The organism is Chryseobacterium sp. Marseille-Q8038 (genome assembly GCF_965111995.1).
On sequence record NZ_CBCOPN010000002.1, the window covers coordinates 590,760 to 611,551 of the forward strand.

General features: G+C 35.8%; 20 protein-coding genes. 8 read left to right on the forward strand and 12 right to left on the reverse strand.

Translation table 11 applies throughout. From position 1 onward, the window contains the following. Positions 1 to 5: 5 nt before the first annotated feature. The 4 genes from ACWPWS_RS16640 to ACWPWS_RS16655 all read right to left on the reverse strand — a co-directional run bounded on the left by ACWPWS_RS16640 (position 6) and on the right by ACWPWS_RS16655 (position 5,833). A complete protein-coding gene (locus tag ACWPWS_RS16640) occupies positions 6 to 2,000 on the reverse strand; it encodes a KUP/HAK/KT family potassium transporter (RefSeq protein ID WP_454047269.1) in 1,995 nt (664 codons plus the stop codon). Between the two features lie 114 nt (positions 2,001 to 2,114). Then, positions 2,115 to 3,095 carry a pyruvate dehydrogenase complex E1 component subunit beta gene (locus ACWPWS_RS16645; RefSeq protein WP_034696867.1) on the reverse strand — a complete coding sequence of 327 codons (981 nt, stop codon included), beginning with the start codon at positions 3,093 to 3,095 and terminating at the stop codon, positions 2,115 to 2,117. 239 nt (positions 3,096 to 3,334) lie between these two features. Next, positions 3,335 to 3,754, reverse strand: a complete 420-nt coding sequence (locus tag ACWPWS_RS16650; protein ID WP_149386930.1) for a DUF2147 domain-containing protein — start codon at positions 3,752 to 3,754, stop codon at positions 3,335 to 3,337. Positions 3,755 to 3,904: 150 nt separating this feature from the next. Beyond that, positions 3,905 to 5,833 (reverse strand): LTA synthase family protein, encoded by a 1,929-nt coding sequence (locus tag ACWPWS_RS16655; protein WP_454047270.1) that lies wholly within the window; start codon positions 5,831 to 5,833, stop codon positions 3,905 to 3,907. A gap of 89 nt (positions 5,834 to 5,922) precedes the next feature. Here ACWPWS_RS16655 and ACWPWS_RS16660 point away from each other — a divergent pair, with 89 nt between their 5' ends. From ACWPWS_RS16660 to ACWPWS_RS16685, 6 genes are read left to right on the forward strand one after another with little or no spacing between them, the layout of a single operon-like run. Continuing rightward, a complete protein-coding gene (locus tag ACWPWS_RS16660; RefSeq protein WP_454047271.1) occupies positions 5,923 to 6,636 on the forward strand; it encodes a CDP-alcohol phosphatidyltransferase family protein in 714 nt (237 codons plus the stop codon). 41 nt (positions 6,637 to 6,677) lie between these two features. After that, positions 6,678 to 7,442, forward strand: a complete 765-nt coding sequence (locus ACWPWS_RS16665) for a 3'-5' exonuclease (protein ID WP_105681331.1) — start codon at positions 6,678 to 6,680, stop codon at positions 7,440 to 7,442. Between the two features lie 2 nt (positions 7,443 to 7,444). Continuing rightward, positions 7,445 to 7,843 (forward strand): putative signal transducing protein, encoded by a 399-nt coding sequence (locus tag ACWPWS_RS16670; RefSeq protein ID WP_105681332.1) that lies wholly within the window; start codon positions 7,445 to 7,447, stop codon positions 7,841 to 7,843. An 8-nt stretch (positions 7,844 to 7,851) separates the two neighbouring features. Beyond that, positions 7,852 to 8,412: a hypothetical protein gene (locus ACWPWS_RS16675; RefSeq protein WP_454047272.1), complete on the forward strand. Its 561-nt coding sequence runs from the start codon at positions 7,852 to 7,854 to the stop codon at positions 8,410 to 8,412. A 7-nt stretch (positions 8,413 to 8,419) separates the two neighbouring features. Next, entirely contained in the window at positions 8,420 to 9,025 is a 606-nt protein-coding gene (locus tag ACWPWS_RS16680) for a fumarylacetoacetate hydrolase family protein (protein WP_454047273.1), read from the forward strand. Between the two features lie 59 nt (positions 9,026 to 9,084). Continuing rightward, entirely contained in the window at positions 9,085 to 9,522 is a 438-nt protein-coding gene (locus ACWPWS_RS16685) for a universal stress protein (protein ID WP_209787500.1), read from the forward strand. An 83-nt stretch (positions 9,523 to 9,605) separates the two neighbouring features. Here ACWPWS_RS16685 and ACWPWS_RS16690 read toward each other — a convergent pair whose 3' ends face one another. Beyond that, positions 9,606 to 9,839: a DUF6341 family protein gene (locus ACWPWS_RS16690; protein WP_047386641.1), complete on the reverse strand. Its 234-nt coding sequence runs from the start codon at positions 9,837 to 9,839 to the stop codon at positions 9,606 to 9,608. A gap of 42 nt (positions 9,840 to 9,881) precedes the next feature. Between ACWPWS_RS16690 and ACWPWS_RS16695 the strand changes: the two genes are divergently transcribed. Then, entirely contained in the window at positions 9,882 to 10,787 is a 906-nt protein-coding gene (locus ACWPWS_RS16695; RefSeq protein ID WP_209787498.1) for a DUF6427 family protein, read from the forward strand. A gap of 6 nt (positions 10,788 to 10,793) precedes the next feature. Then, complete coding sequence (locus tag ACWPWS_RS16700) at positions 10,794 to 11,378, forward strand: DUF3109 family protein (protein ID WP_105681338.1); 585 nt, start codon at positions 10,794 to 10,796, stop codon at positions 11,376 to 11,378. A 90-nt stretch (positions 11,379 to 11,468) separates the two neighbouring features. On the opposite strand, the gene ACWPWS_RS16705 is transcribed toward ACWPWS_RS16700, so the two are convergent. The 7 genes from ACWPWS_RS16705 to ACWPWS_RS16735 all read right to left on the reverse strand — a co-directional run bounded on the left by ACWPWS_RS16705 (position 11,469) and on the right by ACWPWS_RS16735 (position 20,716). Further along, positions 11,469 to 12,155, reverse strand: a complete 687-nt coding sequence (locus ACWPWS_RS16705) for a hypothetical protein (protein ID WP_454047274.1) — start codon at positions 12,153 to 12,155, stop codon at positions 11,469 to 11,471. A gap of 193 nt (positions 12,156 to 12,348) precedes the next feature. Continuing rightward, positions 12,349 to 13,683: a trigger factor gene (locus ACWPWS_RS16710; protein WP_209787495.1), complete on the reverse strand. Its 1,335-nt coding sequence runs from the start codon at positions 13,681 to 13,683 to the stop codon at positions 12,349 to 12,351. A 139-nt stretch (positions 13,684 to 13,822) separates the two neighbouring features. Next, entirely contained in the window at positions 13,823 to 14,410 is a 588-nt protein-coding gene (locus ACWPWS_RS16715) for a hypothetical protein (RefSeq protein WP_454047275.1), read from the reverse strand. A gap of 18 nt (positions 14,411 to 14,428) precedes the next feature. Beyond that, positions 14,429 to 16,822, reverse strand: coding sequence for a TonB-dependent receptor (locus tag ACWPWS_RS16720; RefSeq protein ID WP_454047276.1), 2,394 nt, complete (start codon positions 16,820 to 16,822; stop codon positions 14,429 to 14,431). 291 nt (positions 16,823 to 17,113) lie between these two features. Next, positions 17,114 to 17,470 carry a hypothetical protein gene (locus ACWPWS_RS16725; protein ID WP_454047277.1) on the reverse strand — a complete coding sequence of 119 codons (357 nt, stop codon included), beginning with the start codon at positions 17,468 to 17,470 and terminating at the stop codon, positions 17,114 to 17,116. Between the two features lie 147 nt (positions 17,471 to 17,617). Continuing rightward, the gene (locus ACWPWS_RS16730) at positions 17,618 to 19,543 is read right to left on the reverse strand and encodes an ABC-F family ATP-binding cassette domain-containing protein (protein WP_454047278.1); all 1,926 of its coding nucleotides are present in this window, start codon (positions 19,541 to 19,543) and stop codon (positions 17,618 to 17,620) included. Positions 19,544 to 20,053: 510 nt separating this feature from the next. Then, positions 20,054 to 20,716 carry a GLPGLI family protein gene (locus tag ACWPWS_RS16735; protein ID WP_454047279.1) on the reverse strand — a complete coding sequence of 221 codons (663 nt, stop codon included), beginning with the start codon at positions 20,714 to 20,716 and terminating at the stop codon, positions 20,054 to 20,056. Between the last annotated feature and the right edge of the window lie 76 nt (positions 20,717 to 20,792).

Sequence of the window (20,792 nt, forward strand, 5' to 3'; positions counted from 1 at the left end):
GAGGATTAAGAATTGTGACGGAAATTCCCGGATTGCTCAATCTTATTGTCATACACTGTAAGTTCTGTGATTGGTGCAGATTCCACTTCAACGTTATGAGAAGATACTCCCCACGCCTTAAAGTCATCACTTCCGATATACTTCACAAAGTTGTAAATATTAAGGGTAATCTTCTGTTTAACAGTTAAAAGAATATCGTTGATATAGGTGTTATCTATGATCACATATTTAAGATCCGGCGGTATATCGTGAGCTCTTAAAGAAGGATGGCTGCTTCTTGAAGGAATGGTTCCGTCTGCCATTAAATCTTTAAGTACCATGTTGAAATAATCATTGATTCTACGGTCTACTTTGAATCCTAAAAGGAAATTGATTTTATACACTGTGCCCGGAAGAATTTCATCTACGGTATATCTGAAAGTATATGGATCTTCCTGGTTTACAATGCTCAGGATAAAGTAATGATCTGCTCTTTTCGGCTGCTTTTTGATGATGGAATAGATAATTTTTGATTCTACTTCATCATTTCTTTTTGCTCTGCTCAGGTAAGCAAGATTAGTAGCGTATTTCGGAATGGTTTCATCCAGCTTCATGTCTTTAAGGATAGACACATACTTTTCTATTTTCACAAACTGGATAAATCTTGTTTTGATCAGTCTTCCGTTATACCATGCATACATAGAAACCCCGATAGAACCTGCCAATACAACAGTAATCCATCCGCCTTCCATGAACTTGATAATATTAGCACTGAAGAAACCTAATTCAATAGCCATATAAACAAAGGCAAAAAATAAAATTAATATTTTGCTTACTCTTTGTTTCAACAGCCAGAAGACTAACAGGATGGTAGTCATCAGCATTGTCACTGTAATGGAAAGTCCATAAGCGGCTTCCATTTTTCCAGATTCCCTGAAATGCAGCACAACAATAATACAAAGGATAAGAAGTCCCCAGTTGATTCTTGGGATATACATTTGTCCTTTCACCCCGGAAGGATAATCAATTTTCTGATTGGGCCAAAGGTTTAGAGACATTGCTTCTGAGAATATGGTGAAAGAACCTGTAATTAACGCCTGGCTGGCAATAATTGCAGCAGCTGTTGCCAGAATTACTCCCGGAATAATCATCCACTCTTCCATGATTCCAAAGAATGGGTTTACCACAGAGAATCCTGGTTTGTTGTAATTAGTCAAAAGCCATGCACCCTGTCCAAGGTAATTAAGAATAAGCATAATCTTAACGAATGCCCAGCTTACTCTGATATTTTTAGCCCCACAGTGTCCTAAGTCAGAATAAAGGGCTTCTGCTCCGGTTGTACAAAGGAAAACAGCTCCTAAAATAACAATGGCACTCGGTGAGTTGACAATAAGTTTATAAGCGTAATATGGATTGAATGATCTTAAAATCTCAAAATTCTCACTCAAATGCATTACTCCCAATCCTCCTAATACAAGGAACCAAACAACCATCACAGGACCAAAAAACTTTCCGATAAAGCTGGTTCCGAATTGCTGTACCACAAAAATGGCGATCAGGATTCCGATTGTAATAGGCACAACGGGAGTGTGAGGATTATAAATTTCAAGACCTTCAATAGCTGACATTACCGTCAGTGATGGGGTAATTACTCCGTCCGCAATAAGGGCGGCAGCACCAACAATTGCAATGAGGTACAACCATCCTTTCTTAAGGTTTCTTACCAATGAAAACAAGGCCAGAATTCCTCCTTCGCCTTTGTTATCTGCTCTCAAAGCAATGATCACATATTTGATTGTAGTCTGAAGGGTAAGCGTCCAAATAATACAAGAGAGTGCTCCCTCTATGTATTCATTGAAAGGCATATTGCTCCCTTGGGATCTTGCATTCACAATTGCTTTCATTACGTAAAGCGGAGAGGTACCAATATCTCCAAAAACTATTCCTAGAGACACTAAAACTCCAATAAAGGAAAGTTTCTTTATGTCGAAGTGGTAACCATCTTCTGTAACTTCTGCCATATCAGCTTAATTTATTTTAAAGGCGCAAATTTATACTAATTTTATGACGTCAAGAATTTTTCTTCATGAATATAATAAATGAAAAAACTTCCTTTCGGAAGTTTTTTTCTATAACTATTTTACGTACATCGCTTTTTTGATTTCCTCTTTTACTTTTTCAAGTTTAGGGAACCATTCTGCAAATAATGCAGCAGAGTAAGGTGCAGGTGCATCAGGAGTAGTAATTCTCTTGATAGGAGCATCTAAATAATCAAATGCTTTTTGCTGTACCATATAAGTAATTTCAGAAGATATAGAAGCAAATGGCCAAGCTTCTTCTAAAATAACCAGTCTGTTTGTTTTCTTCACAGATGCTAAAACAGTGTCAAAATCAAGAGGACGAACAGTTCTAAGGTCGATAACTTCTACAGAGATCCCTTCTTTAGCCATATCTTCAGCAGCCTGTAAAGCCAGCTTCATGATCTTACCAAAAGAAACCAAAGTAACATCTGTACCTTCTCTCTTGATATCTGCTTTTCCTAATGGTAAATAATATTCTTCTTCAGGAATTTCCATTTTATCTCCATACATCTGCTCAGATTCCATGAAAATAACCGGATCATTATCCTGAATTGCAGTTTTCAACAACCCTTTCGCATCGTAAGGATTTGAAGGTACTACTACTTTAAGGCCGGGAATGTTTGCAAACCAGTTTTCAAAAGCCTGAGAGTGGGTAGCTCCTAATTGACCTGCAGAAGCTGTAGGACCACGGAAAACAATTGGGCAATTCCATTGTCCACCACTCATCTGACGGATTTTAGCCGCATTATTGATAATCTGATCAATTCCTACCAATGAGAAATTGAATGTCATATACTCTACAATGGGTCTGTTACCATTCATCGCAGCACCCACAGCAATTCCTGTAAAACCAAGTTCTGCAATTGGGGTATCGATTACTCTTTTAGGACCAAACTCATCCAGCATTCCTTTTGAAGCCTTATAAGCACCATTGTATTCTGCAACTTCCTCCCCCATTAAAAAGATGGATTCGTCTTTACGCATTTCCTCGCTCATTGCCTGTGCAATTACCTCACGAAAAGTATATTCTGCCATATTTATTCGAAAAATTTAGACTACAAAAATAGTGTTTTTTTATTATACACATCATAAAAAGGCTTCTCATTTTGAATGGAAAGCTTTAATATTAATTTTATTTTAAACGGTTTTTCTTCGTGATTACACAGTTATTTGCCGTTTATCTAAAGCTATGAAGAAATTCCAGGTAATTCTTTTGGATACAAAAAATGACATCTCATTTCTGAAATGTCATCTAAATTCTATTTAAACTTAAATTAATTAGCTTTCTCCCAAACCTGGGTTCTTCCTAATAAAGATAATCCTAAGTAACCTCTTACATTCAGCTTATCACCGCTTCTTGTAATGGTACATTTATAAGTTTTTCCGGTTTTAGGATCCGTAATTGTTCCTCCTGTGAACTCATCGCCGTCTTTTTTCAGGCCTCTGATGATTTCTAATCCTAAAATGGGTTTTCCTTTTCTGTCATCCTTACAAGCTGTACAGTTTGGATCAGCTGGCTTTATCAACAACTGGGAAACCTTCCCATAATATTTACCATCTGATTTTTTGTACACTTCAACAATAGACTTTGCCTGTTTTGTTTCATCATCTATTGTTTTCCACTTACCTTCAATCTGGGCAAAAGTAAGCACTCCACAAAAAGAAAGTGCGAACGTTAACAATATTTTTTTCATATTTCTTATAGTTTTAATTTTTATACAATATTCTTATCTACGTATTGATAAAAATATAAATTAATTTTCAACGAACAAAAACTTTTATTATACAAAGCATAAAGAGGTTAAAAAAGTAAACCAGTTTATTCACAACTTATCTTTTCTATCTTAATCCAGCTTCCTGTTAATCACCCTATCCATATAATCCTGATACCAGGCTTTCGCAGTTTTCTTTCCGGCTTCCACTTCAGGGCTTTTAACCTCATTGATCAGATTCTTTTCAAGGCTTAAATCAGATTGATTATACACTCCGATGATTTCTTTTCCATCAAAACGATAAATATAGTTTCCAATCATGAACTGGTCTGTACTTCCATCTGAATTCACTACAATAAAAGGATATTTTTTATCACTTACCAAACTCCTGCCCCAGCTTCGGATGGGTTTGTTGTACCCAATAAGATCTGCTAATGTAGGATAGATATCTGCCTGTTGTGCTATATCCTGGCTCACTCCTTTTAACTGATATTCAGGATTCGGAGAATAAAAAACCAACGGAACGGCATAGCGGTTCATTGCTCTTTCGTATTCCGGATAGTACACCTGATTGGTATGATCTCCTGTGAAAACAAAGATGGTATTATTGTACCAAGGCTGTTTTTTGGCCGTTTCAAAATATTTTTTGATCGCATAGTCTGTATATTGCATCGGCTCATGAATTTCAATTTTCCCTTTTTTAAATTTCCCGTTATATTTTTCAGGGATCTTAAAAGGGTGATGCGACGATGCCGTAAATACAGTGGTCATAAAAGGTTGTTTTTTCCCGACATTTTTAGCAAAATACTGAAGGAATGGCTCATCCCATATTGCCCACATTCCGTCAAAATCTTCATCGTGGTTGTATTCTGTTTTTCCGAAATAATGTTTAAATCCTAGAATATTTCCAAATCCAAGGAATCCCATAGATCCATTGGGTGCTCCATGATAAAAAGAAGTATCATATCCCAGATCATTACAAACAGAAACAATAGACTGAATTTTCTGATTGGAATAAGGTGATCCCGTAAATGCATCGGTAAGACTCGGAATTCCGGCCAACACACTACTCATTCCATGAATAGACTGTCTTCCGTTCGCAAAAGTATTCGGAAAAATAAGACTCTGAGTCGCTAAACTATCCATGAACGGAGTGTAAGAAACATAATCTTTAATATTTTTATCTTTATTAAAAGCTCCCGAATATTCTCTCCCGAAAGATTCTACAATGAAAATAACGATATTGGGACGGTTCTCTACTTTTCTGTCATACACTTTATAAGGCTGCACATTTTCTTCAATATATTTTTCATCTACGAAATGAACTTCCTTAAAGTTATTGGTATTTAAGGTCCTGAAAAAAGAAAATGTACTGTTAAGAACCATATTTCCCTGCAGAGGATTCGTTACAAAACGGGTAGCATCCACCATATTAATAGGTCTTGTACTGTGTTTAAAATCTCCTCTTATTCCTCCCACCACTAATACTGCCGTAATACACAAAGTAAGAATGGAAGTAATAAAGTAAGGAAGCAATTTCAAAGGTTTCACCTCTTCTACTTTCACTTTTTTGTAAAGGAAAACCCATAAGATCATCAAAACAACAAACCAGATCAGCACAAAAGGATGCTCTCCAACAGAGATCATCAGTGTTTTAGATACATTGGATTCATGTTCGGCCACTTGAAATACTGCCGAAGTAAGCCTTGCCTGAGAAAATTTATAGTAAATAAAATCTCCGAAATTCATGGCATAAGCAATACCGTTGGTAATGAAATACAGCCAGAAAAGAATTTTCTGAAAAACTTTCTTCGTATTGATTACTAAGGGTAATAAACTAAGGAGTATAAATAACGCGTTGACATACAGAATAGCGGTGGTATCAAAAGCAGTACCATGGAAAGCCAGCTTTATATATTCCGAAACAGAATCAACTTTAATCAGATCTTTATTAAAATACCAGAATAAGAGTCTGGCAATCTGATAAAAAACATAGGCTAAAAAAATCCTGTAAACTAATGCCAGAACTTCCTGTTTTCTAAATCCTTTTAAAAATTTCATGGAGCAAATTTACATCAAAATCACTTTAATGCATTTTTTAGTTCAGATTATTTTGAGTTAGAATTTTTAAAAACTGTAATTTTGTGCTTATGGATTTTATAAAGAATAATCTGGCCAATGCCTTAACCCTGGCTAACTTATTTGCAGGTTGTGTAGGGGCAATACATTTAATTTTAGGAGATTATCAGACTACGGCAATCTGTCTTGTGCTCTCTTCAATTTTTGATTTCTTTGACGGCTTTGTAGCCAGAGCTGTAAAATCAAACTCCAATCTGGGGCTTCAGCTGGATTCTCTTGCAGATATGGTGAGCTTTGGGGTAATTCCAGGACTTACGATGTATAAAGCTCTTGAACCTTTTGGGGCAGAGCTGTTGGGAATTCATTTTCCGTTTGAGATCAAGTATCTGGGATTAATCGTTACCGTATTTTCCTGCCTGAGACTTGCGATCTTCAATCTTGATGAAGAGCAGCGTTATTATTTCAAAGGATTGAATACACCTACGAACACCGTTTTATTGTTCGGGCTTTATTATGCCTTTAAAGAAACCGGAGCTTTCAGCTTTTTGTTTGATAATGAATTGCTGTTGATTCTGCTCACTCTTCTTACCTCATGGCTGCTGATCAGCCCGATTAAGATGATGGCCATGAAGTTCAAATCCAAACAATTAAAAGACAACTATCCTAAAGTAGTATTACTGGTAGGAGGAATTGCTATTCTTGCGATATTTCAGGTAGTAGGAATTCCTATGCTTGTTATTTATTATATATTGGTGTCTCTTATTTTTCAGGGACAGTTAAAATAATTTATTTAAATAAAACACATTTCAAATTATTAATGATCAACATGAATTTAAAACTCCATAAACCACTTTGTATTTTTGACCTGGAAACCACAGGAACAAACATCGGAAAAGACAGAATCGTTGAAATCTGTATTTTAAAAGTAAATCCGGATGCCTCCAGAGAAAGCAAAACATGGCGTGTAAATCCGGAAATGTCTATTCCCAAAGAAAGCAGTGAAATCCACGGAATTTATGATGAAGATGTAAAAGATGCTCCTACCTTCAGAGATATTGCTTCTAAAATTATGGAAATGATTACCGGAACGGATTTGGGAGGATTTAATTCCAACAGATTTGATGTTCCTCTTTTGGCAGAAGAACTTTTACGAGTAGGAATGGATTTTGATCTGAGTAAGTTCAGATTGGTAGATGCACAAACTATTTTTCACAAGAAAGAACCCAGAAACTTAGGAGCTGCTTATCAGTTTTACTGTGGAAAAACATTGGAAAATGCCCATTCTGCAGAAGCTGATGTTATGGCAACATTTGAAGTTCTGGATGCTCAGGTGGGAAAATACGATGATATTCCGAATGAAATAGCCCCGCTAAGTGAATTCACATTCCATAACAAGAATGCAGATCTTGCCGGATTCATCGGATATAACGAAAAAATGGAAGAAGTTTTCAACTTTGGAAAATACAAAGGCCAAGGAGTGAAAGCCGTATTCCAAAAAGATTTAGGATATTTCGGATGGCTTCAGAATGCTGATTTTCCATTATATACTAAGAAGGTTTTTACAAAGATTCAATTATCAAGTAGATTTTAACTATGTCTGAACTGGTTCGTTTTAAATTTTATGAGACTGCCCTGGAAGCCAACAGGGACAAGCAGATACTGGCCGAAAATGGCATTAACAGTTTCATTGCAAATGAGCAACTGATCCAGTCCGATTGGCTTTTGTCGCAAGCTGTAGGAGGCATACAGCTTCAGGTATTTGAAGATGATCAGGAAAAGGCTCAGCAAATCCTGCAGGATTATAAAGAGAATGAGCAATATTCATTGGAAGTGGAACACACCATTGAGGATCCTGAGTTTGATTTTGTCTGCCCGAAATGTGGTTCCAATCATATTTACAGGGATGACAGTGCTACCAGCTTCTTTGGGATTTCATTCCTGACGAGTCATAAATTCAAATGTTATTATTGCGGGAATGAATTCACTCATTAAAGCTTGATATGATCAAAAGGATTGGAAAAATTTTACTCATCATTGTTCTTGGCTTTTCCGTTTTCATTATAGGAAAGTTCTTTTTAGTATGGAACAGTGTAGAAGTAGACAACAATCTGGATCAAAAAGCTCTTTTCAAAGCATTTGACACACAAAAACAGCAAACGCTTTGGGACACTGGAGATATTAAATCCAATGATTTCAAAGTAAAAACGAAAACCGATGACCTAAGCCCGGAATATTACTGGTGTTCTATCCATAAAGACCCCATATTGACCGTAAGACTTTATGCCGGAGATGGTTTTAGCGGCGGTGGTTATGAAATTACTATTTTACAGAACAGATATAAAATTTCACCGTATTCATATACAGACACTATCAAGCCTTTTGATTTTTTGAATACGGAAGAATATTATAAAGTTTTGGACACCAAACTTATTCTGAATAAGGAATCTTATCAAAAAGGAGACAGTATCTTCGGATATACCGAACTTAAAATTCAAGAAGGGTACGGCCCTGAAAAATACATAGTAGAAGGAAAAGGATATTTTAAAGGTAAAGTAAATTAATTAAGTTATGAAAATAATCTGCATAGGAAGAAACTACAGCGAGCATGCGAAAGAATTAGGAAACGAAATTCCTGAGAATCCTGTTATCTTTATGAAGCCGGATACAGCCGTTTTAAAAGGAAACGATTTTTACATTCCTGAATTTTCGAATGATATTCACTACGAGCTTGAAGTGGTAATAAAAATTTCAAAGGGAGGAAAATACATTCAGAAAGAATCCGCGAATAAACATTATGAAGAAATAGGTCTTGGAATCGATTTTACTGCAAGAGATCTTCAGAGCGAACTGAAATCAAAAGGGCTTCCCTGGGAACTTGCCAAAGGTTTTGATGGTTCTGCTGTGGTAAGCAGTTTCTTCAAAAAAGAAAATTTCAGTCTTGAGAATCTTCAGTTTTCATTATTAAAAAATAAAGACAAGGTTCAGGATGGCAATACGAAAGATATGATGTTCAACTTTGATGATATTATTGCTTTCGCTTCCCAGTATTTTACGTTACGAGTAGGTGACCTGATATTTACCGGAACTCCAAAAGGCGTTGGAAAAGTAGAGGAAAATGATATTCTGGAAGCTTATCTACAGGATGAAAAAATCCTTGATATCCGAATATTATAAGTATTTAACATCAGAGTCTGGCAAATTTTTCCTATCTTTAGGTAACAAAATTAGAGGTTATGATAAACATTGTATTACCCGTAGATTTTGGGGACAAGACAGACCAATTGGTAGACGGTGCCATAAAATTTGCAAAACAGCTTAACGGCAGAATTTACCTGATCCACGTAGCACCATCAGATATCGGCTTTGCCATTGGTGATATGGGATTTCAATATTTCCCTGAAGTGGAAGCCAATGAAATCAGAGAAGAGCTGGTGCAGCTTAATAAAATTGAGCAAAGAATCATCGGCCATGATATCGACTGTGAGCACCTGTTAAAACAGGGACTTGCAAAAGATATTATTCTGGAACATGCAAAGGCAAAAAATGCAGATTATATTGTGATGGGATCACATGGCAGAAGCGGAATTTATGATGTATTCGTGGGAAGCTTAACAAAAGGGATTACGAAAAGTTCAAACATTCCTGTGCTGGTACTTCCAATTCACGACTAAGAAAAAGAAATTTTAATCGTTAGTAATAAAAAAACCGATCAAAGCATATTGTTTGATCGGTTTTTTACTATATAACCAATTAATTAACCTTCTTTTTTGTAGATATTCGGATCGTAGTAAGGGTTCTTACCTTCCGTTGGAGAATAATAGTCTTTATCTTTGTCTCCACCTAATGTTACTACAAGTACATAGCACCAGTAAGTAAATAATACACAGCAAACTGCAAATAAAATCCAGTTTAAAACATTACCGAAAGTATCAAAGAAACCGAAAGTCCATTTGAAAACTTTACTTAAGAATAGAAAGAAAGACGTCATTATTTTCCTTTTTTAAATTAACTTTGTACAAATTTATAAAAAATGTTTAAATTACTTTCAAAAGAAAGCAATATTTTTTCAATTCCTGTTTATATTGGTTTTCTTCTTTTAGTAGTCGTAATATTTAACATACTGAATTTCAACACTTACGAAGCTATAATTGCCGGAATAACTTTTCTGGGAATTGCTTTGGGATATTTTTGTTTTCACAGTATTGCCCTTAATTATCAGACCCATCTGCCCTTATTCCTGTATACATTTTTCATTTTTGGGTTGTACCCCGGAAACCTGGATATAGGAATTGCTGTCTCGCTGCTTACGAACTCGTTTCTTATCCTGCTTCTGACCAGTGCAGATGAAGATATCAGAAAAAAATCCTACGTATTGGTAGGAGCTATTGTAGCACTGAATTTTATTTTTCTTCCTACGACATGGCCGATGGCTGTTTTTGTGATTATCCACGTTATTGCTACCTCCGCCAAAATCGGGTTGAATCTTTTCAGATTTCTTTTAGGAATTGTTCTGATTACGTTCAGTTATTTTTCTGTCATGTATTTCGTTCAGTTCACTTCATGGAATATCGATTATTTCCCATTTGGAAAAATGAAGCCGGTTACGGATTACACAGAGCTTTTACCATTGATTCCTGTGGTTCTGATGCTTATCTATGCGGTATATGACCATTTTAAAAACTATAACAAGAAAAGTCCGATAAGCAGATATAAATATACTTTTCTGCTGGTATTTTCTGTAGCGCAGCTTATTTCCATCATTTTATATATGAATAAAAGCTATGAATATCTGCTGCTTCTGGCATTTCCTTCAAGTATTATTCTGAGCAGGATGATGAGATTTTTACCCAAATACTGGATGCGGGAAGCCAGTGTATGGCTTATTATTATTAGTTTACTGACCTTTAAAGCAGGTACAGTTTTTGATTTATTTTAGAAAATTATGATTCAGATAGACGATAAATTGATTTCAGAGGAAATTTTTTCCGAAGAATTTGTTTGCAACCTTACGAAATGTAAAGGTGCATGTTGTGTGGAAGGAGATGTGGGAGCTCCGTTAGACAAAAACGAGCTTGAGATATTGGACCGTATTTTTGATCAGATAAAACCTTACCTTACCCAAGAGGGAATTAAAGCCCTTGAAGAGCAGGGAACATGGACTACTGATCCACACGACGGAATGTATGTTACTCCAATGGTGGAGAACCGCGAATGTGCCTATGTAACTTTCGATGAAAAAGGGATTACCAAATGTGGTATTGAAAAAGCGTACGAAGATGGTGCCGTGGACTGGCAAAAACCTATCTCCTGCCACCTTTACCCAATCCGTGTTACAGAATATTCAGCGTTTACCGCATTGAATTATCACGAATGGAATGTATGCAGCGATGCATGTACACTCGGAAAAGAACTTCAGGTTCCTGTTTATAAGTTTTTAAAAACTCCATTGATCAGAAAATATGGCGAAGAATTCTACACGGTTCTGAGCGAAGCTGCTGGCGAATGGAAAAAAGAATACGGTTCTTAACCGATATGTATTTGAATACAAAAACAAAAACCGCAGAGAGATCTGCGGTTTTTTTATATTGGATAAAAAGCTGATTAAAAAAGGGATTGTTTATTTAAAATCAGCATCTGTAACTCCTGAATTGATTACCACTTTGGTCGTTTTAATTGTCATTTTCTGACCTCCGCCTTCAGCATCTACTTCAGCAGGGAATTGTATTCCATCTACCGCCATATAGCTTTTAATGGTTGCTTTACCTTCTCCAGCATCCGTTTTGTACAAAAGTCCGGTTGCTGCATCGAAATAAAACTTTCCTTTGTCTGAAGACAAAACATTATAGTCTTTTCCGTCTAACTTCTCTATACTTGCAGTTTGGAAATTAGAAGCATCAAAAGCCAGGGCATCAATAGGTTTTCCTTTCTTCAGCTCGGCAATTTTATCAGCAGGAATATCTGATTTAGTTCCCATCTGATCAAAGTAACCTTTCTCACCGTCAAACAACTGAACCATTTCTTTCCCCATGAAAGATTGTACAGACTTGAATTTATTTCCTAATTTCTTAGTCGTCATTTGAATTTCCATTCCCTGTACCGCAACTGTGTTATCCGTAATAGTAGATTTCACAGCGTCTAATTTATCTTTTCCACCTAATGCTTTGAAATAATTATCAACAATTTCTTTAGGTGTCTGTTTTGATTTTACAGCTTCTGTTTTGGCAGATGCAGCCCCTTTTTTCTGAGCTGCTGCAGGCACTGAGAAAAGTACAGCGCAGAAAAACGGAATGATGATCTTTTTCATATTTATATAAAGTTTAAAGGGTAAATATAGGAATATTGGCGGACATACAAATAAATAATAAGTAATGAGCAATTAGCAATGAATGATAATTGAGTGATGATGAGTGATAAATAATGAATTTTTAGGTGTGGATGGATAATAAAAAAAACCGTCAAAAAATTGACGGTTTTCAAATATTTATATCTGAGTATAATTATTTCTTAAGTTCTTCTAAAAATTCGTCGTGAGAAATTTTAGTTTCTTTTTTGCTTGCTTTTTCAAGAATTACATCTTTCAGTTTAGCCATAGCAACTTCAGAAGAAATTTGTCTTACCTGCTCCTGGTCTTTCAACATTTCAACAGCATATTTTTGAATTTCTTCATCCCCTAAGTGGTGGATTCCGTAGATTGCTAATTGGTTTTTCACCAACTGCTCAGCCTGGCCTAATACATCAGCATAGTCAAGGTTGATTTCGTTCTCAGTCATCAATTTACCTTCAATGATCTGGTATCTCAATTGGTTTTTCTCAGCTTCAAGAATTTCTTTAGCCTGATCTTCAGACTGGATGTTCTGGTTAGAGAATAACAACCACTTCACAAGGAAAGATTCAGGAAGTTTTACTTCTTCTTTCTCCGTTACTTGTTCTAATACTTTATTCACGAAGTGAACATCAGCATTCTGTTGGAAGTACTCGTCTAATTCAGTTTTCACTTTATCTTTAAGCTCATCTTCAGACTTGATGTTTCCTTCTCCGTATACTTTGTCGAATAGATCCTGGTTAAGCTCAGCTAAATCTAATGAATAGAAATCTTTTACTTTTACTTCTAGTTCATTGTGGTGTAGGTGCTCAACTTCTTCTTTGCTGAATCCTAATTCTTTAGCTAATTCTTCATCACCTGCAAGAGTTTCTTTTGTAACTTTTACAGATCCGTCCATTTTCAACCCTTTTACCAATTTGAAAGCTTCTTTGTTTTCAGCAGTAATGGTAAGGTTTTTTGGGTGGTGGTGGTGCTCTCCTTCAGCATCTTCTTCCACAACCTGAGAAACTTCTAAAGCAATGTAAGAATCTTTAGTGATTTTATCTTGAGGAACCTGCTCAGCGAAACGCTTCTGCATGTTTTCAATGCTCTTACCGATTTCTTTATCAGAAGCTTCTACTTTGTAGTGAGGAGCTTCATATTTAGCTAAATCTATAGTGAATTCAGGCTCAAATCCTACTTCGAAAGCAACTTCTAATTGATCAGCGTTGTAATCTAGTTCGTTTACTGGCTGAGGAATAGGCTGACCAACTAATCTTAATTTGTTTTCATTAACATAGTTGTTCAATGCATCAGAAACCTGTCTGTTGATTTCTTCAAATGCAATACCTGCTTCATATTGTTTTTTAACCATACTTAAAGGCACTTTCCCTTTTCTGAATCCAGGAACTTGCGCATTTTTAGCATAATTAATCAACTGCTTCTCTACTTTTTCTTTGTAGTCAGATTTTTCCAATGTTACTGTAAGCAATGCACTTACGTCATCATGGTTTTGTGCGGTAACCTTCATTATTGATTAAAATTTTAGGTTGCAAAAATATGAATTTTTTATGAAAAAAACCCATTTAAAATCAACTTATAAAGCCAAATATTGTTAAATAAAAAGCCACCGGAACATTCCGGTGGCCCAAACAAGATTAAAGGATATATTAATTCGTAATATTATAGTTAGCCTGTGCATCTGTTTCACCTCCTGTATGAGTTCCGTAAATCACTCCATTTCCGCTCACTGCAGAAGTTTCAGAAACCGTTATCGGCTCATGGAACAGGGTAAGAACCAACTGACTAGGTGCAGAAGCATTTTTTACAGCCGTATTTACCACCCATTTTGTTTTCAACCCTACGCGATTTCCGTCTCCTCTTGTGGAGCTCGCATCATCTGTACGGGTTAAGGTAATATCAGAGTTTGGAAAGTTATACACTAAGAAATGTTCATCTTTTGCATCTTTGATTTCCTGAGTGGCGTCTTCATCACCATTCTTGAAAATTACTTCTACATTATAGGTATGCCCGTTGATTAATTTAACATTTGGGTTGGTGGTACTGTTCACCTGATAATCGTACACCACCGGCGTTCCTGTAGCTACATCGGTAACTCTTAAGAGAACATCTGAAAGCTCTTCCTGAGGAAGGTCATCTGCTTCGTCATCACTTCTGTTACATGAGGTTAAGCTTAATGAAACTGCGAAGAATAAAAGTCCTAAGATAAGAGTCGTATTTTTAAAAATATTTTTCATGTTTTTGATTTTAAATAATTAAAATTGATATTTAAGAGTTAAAATAAAGTTTCTTCCCATTTCGTTGGAAAAGAAACGAAGTCTGTTCAGATAATCTCTGTAAGACGTGTTGAATACATTTCGGACTGAAAAATCAATTCCGAAATTTTTAGACAGATTCACCCCTGTCTGAAGGTTCCAAAGCGAATATCCGTTGGGAGGCGTAGAGATATCTACTTCTTCATTGTAAGCATTTCCATCTGAATCGAATAGTCTGATTGGAACATTATAAACCGGAAATCTTGTCTGCTTCAGATAGGTATTGTTACTTACTGAGACATAGAAGTTTTTCCATTCTTTTTTATTGAATTCCAATGAATTGTTAAAGTTCGGAGGCATCATGAGGATAAGGGGTACATTATGGGTTGTATCCTGTCCATACACATAGGAACCGCTTCCCTTATAGGTCAGATTATCTGTAATTTTCAGCTGAGCATCAATATCAATTCCATACATTTTTGCATTGATCTGCTGATAGTTGTAAACTACAAAAGCCCCACCCCATTGCGTATTCTGATATCCTGTAGGAATCTGGTTGATGAAATTCTGAGTATAAAAGAAATACGGATTTACCGAAATACTTAACCCTTTTAAGACATGTGCTTTAACGTCTGCCACCAAATTAAACTGATTTCCTGTCTCGCTTTTCATTCTCATATCTCCTCTTTCAATAATGGCTGCGGAATGGTGAAGCCCGTCTGCAAAGAGTTCGGCAATATTCGGAGATCTTGAAACTCTTGCATAGTTAAATTTCAGGTCAAAATATTCAGATGGATGATAGACAATCCCTCCGTTTACTGAAATGTTATTATAACTTAAAGATGGGTTGGTAAGAATTCTGTTTTGGTTGATTCTCACGACAAAGTCTGAATAATCCGCGGCATATTGCTTATTCCAGTCGCTTAGATCATACCATTTTGTTACATCATAATGATCATAATCGTATCGGCCTCCCAGTTCAAGATCCAGCTCAGGTGCAATTTTATATTTTAGTACGGAATAAATTCCTGCATAATATCTGTCATAGTTCGGGACAAGACGCCTTGCCTCGGTCTGAGTGTTGGAATAGTTATTCTGATATCCTGCATTAATCCCTGTTTCAAGATCCCATTTCCCTCTTTCGATCAGGTGGTTCACATTCAGATCATTGGTGATCAGCTCAAGATCCAGTGCAGGTTTTTTGCTCAGTGTTTCTGTACGTCTTATATCATATTCTTTTCTATGATTGTACTGGAAGCTATAGGTAGCCGTGATTTTTCCAAAATTTTCAAACCTTTTATAGGCAGAAACTTTAGCAATATGATGCTCAATTTCCTGTTTAGGATTATCAATATCATAACTAAAATCTCTTTGGTAGATTGGTTCTGGTGAAGTAAGAGCATTACGCAGATCTTCAGAGTTCCCTACGTGAGAACTTCTAAGAATCCCGACTGTACTTTTCGTCAGATAATAATCAAATGAAAAACCTTTTTCAAATGTCATCTTCTGAACACCAAAATTAAATCCGGAGCTTTCAAGCCCTGTATTCATCAAGCCATAATCCGGAGCTTCAAGATCACCCAGTTTTTTATAGCTTCCATTCGTTTTTATGGCCCAGCCGTTTTCCCAGGTTTTGGCCAGTTTTACATTAAGATCAGCTCCTCTTCCGTTAGAAATTCCGGAAAGAGAAACATTTCCCATGATCGTATCTTTTTTAGGTAAAACCTGAGGCTGTAAAACAACAACTCCACCTACCGCTCCGGCTCCATATTTCAAAGCTGATGCTCCTTTAATCACGTCAATATGTTCAAAATTATTGACATCTACGTTAGGTGCATGTTCTACACCCCATTCCTGCTCAGCAAGTTTTACCCCATCATTCATAATAGAAACCCGGCTTCCATAAAGTCCATGGATAATAGGTTTTGCAATATTATTTCCTGTTTTAAGAACGTTAACACCCGAAATATTGGTTAGTAAATTTCCTAAGTTTTCGGTAACATTTCTTGAAATCATTGATTTATCAAGGGTTTTCACCACCATGCTTCCGTTATTCTTGTGGCTTCCGTGAACCGTCACTGTTTCGATGTCTTTCACGTGATGTTCCAGCGTAATCACCAGATGAACATCCTGATCAACTCCTATATTTTCAGTATAATCATTGCAATCAGGATGTTGTGCAATGAGTGTATACTTCCCTGCAGGAATTTTGTCAAAAGAAAATTGACCTTTCTTGTTTGTTTTAGCTGTAAAGTTCCCGATTTTGATTACTGCATTGTCCAGCAATGTTTTATCATGGAAATCATGAACGGTTCCCTCTACAGTATAAGTTTTTTGTGCACTTGTAAATACTGATCCGCAAAAGATCAGCAGCAGGCAATATATCAATTTCATTGTAAATAGATTGATTGCGCACCCTTTTCAACAGGGTACATTTTTCGTTAAAATTTGTGGGAAGGGTTGTGTTTAATTGTAAAATGTACGTTGTACAATGTAAAAAGTATAATGTCTAATGAGAAGTTAGAGGTTAGAAATGAGAAGCTAGTAACTGGACATTATTTAATATTAATTACAAACTATCAGTTGTTTCCCAACAACATTAAACCTTGAACCTAAAACTTTAAATTTTAAGTATTAAACATTGAACTTAAAGTATCAAACTTTAAACCCTATAGAATCTGTGAATTATGAAATTGCGGGCGGTCCCCGAAGCTGAAAAGTGAATTTGGTCTGTGACCAGATTTTCTCCTGGATGGCGATGATCTGTTCTACTTCATGGCTGTAATGCTCAAAAGTAAAATTGAATTCTTCAGGAGCTAATGTATGTCCGGTAACCAAAAAGTGGCAGGCCAGACAGTCGCCAGCTTTCTCTTTAGTAACGGCTTTCGTCATCGTATTCTCGACTTTTTTAAGATGAAATGCCTTAAAATAATCTACTGAATCGTGGTGGTGAAAGCTTTGAGAAAGCAGCGCAAGGAAATATACTCCAAACAATAGCTTGGAGATAAAACTCTTTAGGTTTCTGCTTTCTTTAAAAATCATGGTTCAAAATTATGAAAATAATTTAATTGTTTCCTTAAAGTTTTATTAAATTACTTAATGACTATTGATAATATGTAGAAATGAGTAAGATTTTGTTACAAAAAAAATGCTTCATAATTTTTAGTTAATGAAGCATTTATATTTCGTTTAATCCAGCTGGGTTCCAAGATATTCCCATTCCTGCAAAGCAGTATCCAGCTCTTCCTTAGCTTTATTATAGTGCTCTAAAGTTTCATCTGAAGGGTTTTCTTTGGCAAAAGAGGCTTCCATTTCTTCTACTTTTGTTTCAAGCTCAGAAATTTTCTCTTCTACTTTCTTGATTTTATTCTGAATATTTTTTTGTTCTTTACTTACAATATTTGAAGACTGACTGCTTACCACAGGTTTTTCTTCCACTTTCTTAGGCTCTACCTTTACTTCGCTATGAAGTTTCGCCTTTTCTGCAGAAATCTCTCTGATGGTTTCTTTTTGTCTGTATTCAAGATATTCATTGATATCTCCAAGGAACTCTTTCATTTTCCCATCACGGAATTCGTAGATCTTATCACAAAGTCCCTGAAGGAATTCTCTGTCGTGCGAGATTACAATTAGGGTTCCTTCAAAATTCTGCAGCGCCAGCTTGATGATTTCCTTAGACTGGATGTCCAGGTGATTGGTAGGTTCATCCATGATCAACGTGTTGAAAGGACGAAGCAATAGTTTACAAAGTGCCAGACGGTTTCTTTCTCCTCCGGAAAGTACTTTTGTTTTCTTAGTAACGGCATCACCCTGGAAAAGGAAAGATCCTAATAAGTCTCTTACTCTAGGTCTTGTTTCTTCTGTTGCCGCATCTTCTGCTTCTTCCAGAACCGTTTTATTTGGGGTCAACACCTCTTCCTGATTCTGTGCGAAGTAACCGATGTTTACATTATGACCAAGATTCCAAGATCCTGAGTAATCTTTAATATCTCCTGCTAAAATTTTAGCTAACGTTGTTTTTCCTTGTCCGTTCTGTCCTAAAAGAGCAATTCTGTCTCCTCTCTGAACGATAAAATCTACATTGTCAAAAATCTGTTTCTGCCCATATGCTTTTCCAAGATTTGCAGCTTCGAAGATTACTTTCCCCGGAACCATAGACTGTACGAAACGGATATTGAATTTTGAAACGTCCTCGTTATCCACTTCAATACGTTCAATTTTATCTAATTTCTTAATAAGCGACTGTGCAAAAGAGGCTTTGGTAGCACTGGCACGGAACTTATTAATATTGTCTTCCATCTGCTTGATCTCCGCATCCTGATTCTTTTTAGCCTGAATCAGTTTTTCACGGCGATCTTCTCTCATGACAAGATATTTGGAATAGTTCGCTTTATAATCGTCAACTTTTTTATTGTTGATATCAAAAGTACGGTTACAAACCGCTGTCATAAACTGTTTATCGTGACTTACCAGAACAATAGCTCCGGGATAGTCTTTCAGGAAGTTCTCCAACCAGATGATGGATTCCATATCCAGGTGGTTGGTAGGCTCATCGAGAAGCATAATATCATTCTTCTGAAGAAGTAATTTTGCCAATTCGATTCTCATTCTCCATCCTCCGGAAAATTCATCAGTGATTTTCTGGAAATCGTCTGCTTTAAATCCTAAACCAAATAACACTTTTTCCATGTCACCTTCAAGATTATAGGCATCATGGTTCATCAAAAGGTCGTTCAGTTCGGTCATTTTATTAATCAGATCCGTGTAAGAATCGCTTTCATAATCTGTTCTGACAGTCATTTGGTGATTCACCTCTTCAAGCTCATCTTTCCAGGCATTAATCTGTTCAAAAGCCTGCATGGTTTCCGCCCATACTGTTCTTCCTTTTACAAAATCAAGATCCTGCTTCAGGAAACCAATGGTAACACTTCCTTCCGTCACCACTTCTCCTTCGTAGAAATTAATTTCTCCGGACAGCATTTTTAATAAAGTGGATTTACCCGCTCCATTTTTACCTACCAGACCTACTTTATCATCCTTTTTAATGGTGAAATTGACATTTTGAAATAAATAATTTCCTGAATGATGTAATCCTAAACTTTGAACCGAAAGCATCTTAATTAATAATTAGTAATGAATAATGAATTTTCGGGTGCAAAAATACGGAAAAAGAAATGAATAGCCCAGAAATAAAAAAACTGCCCAGTTTTGAATTGTTTTCTTTCTCAATCAAAAGGCAGGTATAGTTCCTGTAAGAGATTTTAGTAAACAGAAATTTCCTCCATTATGAGAGGAAATTTTTATTATATACATTAGTGTAATCACAAAGAAATAACGATCCGTATATCAATTGATTGATTTTCATTATTTTATTCAATCAAAAAAATAGATTGAATTTCAATGCTTAAAGTATGCTTTAATTCGTGTGTCTGAAATCTGCTACTTCAAAAATATTAATAAATTACGTTTCATTACTCTAGCTCAATAGGGTTATGTCCTTTTTTCTCTGCTTCACTTATTTTTGATCTGTTTTGCTCCTCTGAAAATACAGTACCATACTTTCTAACTCACGTTTTGCATTGGCTCTAAAATTTGCTCTTGCATCTGCTAATTCTTTTTGTGTGACTAACTTAGCCCCTTCGTATCGTACTTTTTTATTGTGACGGTTTTGCCTTTTAATTTAGAACTAGATACTGCTTTTACTAATTCATAATCATAATCTCCCGTTTTATCAATTATTTTTACGATTAATCCGGGGAGGCCACTGAATTTGTATGGACCATAGGGAAAAGGAATTTCGGTTGAATACCAAGCTACCCAGTCTCTACCTTTATAATTTACTTCTGCTTTTTTACAGTTAATAGAGTTAATTACTTTTGTCTCATTAACTAGCTTCCAATTACGAATTACCGGACTATTATACGATAGCAGAGTCATCCCGACTGATTCGTAAAATTCTGAATTTTCATTTGTTTGGATAATTAAAAAGTTAGACCTTGAGGCAGGAATACCACTTAAATCAATAATATTACTTTTTTTATTATATGCTGCTGAAAAAGCAGAATCAAATTTCAGTTTATTTTCACTACTGAAAAAAGAACGTTTATCGGCTATTTGTAATGAATATAATTCTTTTATAACGTAATCTCGATTTAGGTTATTAGGCTTATACTGCAGTAAGTAGGTAAACTCACCCCTTAACGAATCACTCATAGCTGTCTGAGAAAGCGAAATAGAGAAAATGAATAAAAATATAATTGTTAAAGTTTGTTTTTTTATAAAACTCATAATGTATCATTTACTTTATCCAAGTTTCCTTTTGCACTTGCTAAACCTGCAATACCAACCATAGCAATAAATAATA

Excerpts from the sequence above, each read along its gene's own strand:
- ACWPWS_RS16640 (WP_454047269.1), bottom strand. The coding sequence starts at position 2,000 with ATGGCAGAAGTTACAGAAGATGGTTACCACTTCGACATAAAGAAACTT.
- ACWPWS_RS16645 (WP_034696867.1), bottom strand. The coding sequence starts at position 3,095 with ATGGCAGAATATACTTTTCGTGAGGTAATTGCACAGGCAATGAGCGAG.
- ACWPWS_RS16650 (WP_149386930.1), bottom strand. The coding sequence starts at position 3,754 with ATGAAAAAAATATTGTTAACGTTCGCACTTTCTTTTTGTGGAGTGCTT.
- ACWPWS_RS16655 (WP_454047270.1), bottom strand. The coding sequence starts at position 5,833 with ATGAAATTTTTAAAAGGATTTAGAAAACAGGAAGTTCTGGCATTAGTT.
- ACWPWS_RS16660 (WP_454047271.1), top strand. The coding sequence starts at position 5,923 with ATGGATTTTATAAAGAATAATCTGGCCAATGCCTTAACCCTGGCTAAC.
- ACWPWS_RS16665 (WP_105681331.1), top strand. The coding sequence starts at position 6,678 with ATGAATTTAAAACTCCATAAACCACTTTGTATTTTTGACCTGGAAACC.
- ACWPWS_RS16670 (WP_105681332.1), top strand. The coding sequence starts at position 7,445 with ATGTCTGAACTGGTTCGTTTTAAATTTTATGAGACTGCCCTGGAAGCC.
- ACWPWS_RS16675 (WP_454047272.1), top strand. The coding sequence starts at position 7,852 with ATGATCAAAAGGATTGGAAAAATTTTACTCATCATTGTTCTTGGCTTT.
- ACWPWS_RS16680 (WP_454047273.1), top strand. The coding sequence starts at position 8,420 with ATGAAAATAATCTGCATAGGAAGAAACTACAGCGAGCATGCGAAAGAA.
- ACWPWS_RS16685 (WP_209787500.1), top strand. The coding sequence starts at position 9,085 with ATGATAAACATTGTATTACCCGTAGATTTTGGGGACAAGACAGACCAA.
- ACWPWS_RS16690 (WP_047386641.1), bottom strand. The coding sequence starts at position 9,839 with ATGACGTCTTTCTTTCTATTCTTAAGTAAAGTTTTCAAATGGACTTTC.
- ACWPWS_RS16695 (WP_209787498.1), top strand. The coding sequence starts at position 9,882 with ATGTTTAAATTACTTTCAAAAGAAAGCAATATTTTTTCAATTCCTGTT.
- ACWPWS_RS16700 (WP_105681338.1), top strand. The coding sequence starts at position 10,794 with ATGATTCAGATAGACGATAAATTGATTTCAGAGGAAATTTTTTCCGAA.
- ACWPWS_RS16705 (WP_454047274.1), bottom strand. The coding sequence starts at position 12,155 with ATGAAAAAGATCATCATTCCGTTTTTCTGCGCTGTACTTTTCTCAGTG.
- ACWPWS_RS16710 (WP_209787495.1), bottom strand. The coding sequence starts at position 13,683 with ATGAAGGTTACCGCACAAAACCATGATGACGTAAGTGCATTGCTTACA.
- ACWPWS_RS16715 (WP_454047275.1), bottom strand. The coding sequence starts at position 14,410 with ATGAAAAATATTTTTAAAAATACGACTCTTATCTTAGGACTTTTATTC.
- ACWPWS_RS16720 (WP_454047276.1), bottom strand. The coding sequence starts at position 16,822 with ATGAAATTGATATATTGCCTGCTGCTGATCTTTTGCGGATCAGTATTT.
- ACWPWS_RS16725 (WP_454047277.1), bottom strand. The coding sequence starts at position 17,470 with ATGATTTTTAAAGAAAGCAGAAACCTAAAGAGTTTTATCTCCAAGCTA.
- ACWPWS_RS16730 (WP_454047278.1), bottom strand. The coding sequence starts at position 19,543 with ATGCTTTCGGTTCAAAGTTTAGGATTACATCATTCAGGAAATTATTTA.
- ACWPWS_RS16735 (WP_454047279.1), bottom strand. The coding sequence starts at position 20,716 with ATGAGTTTTATAAAAAAACAAACTTTAACAATTATATTTTTATTCATT.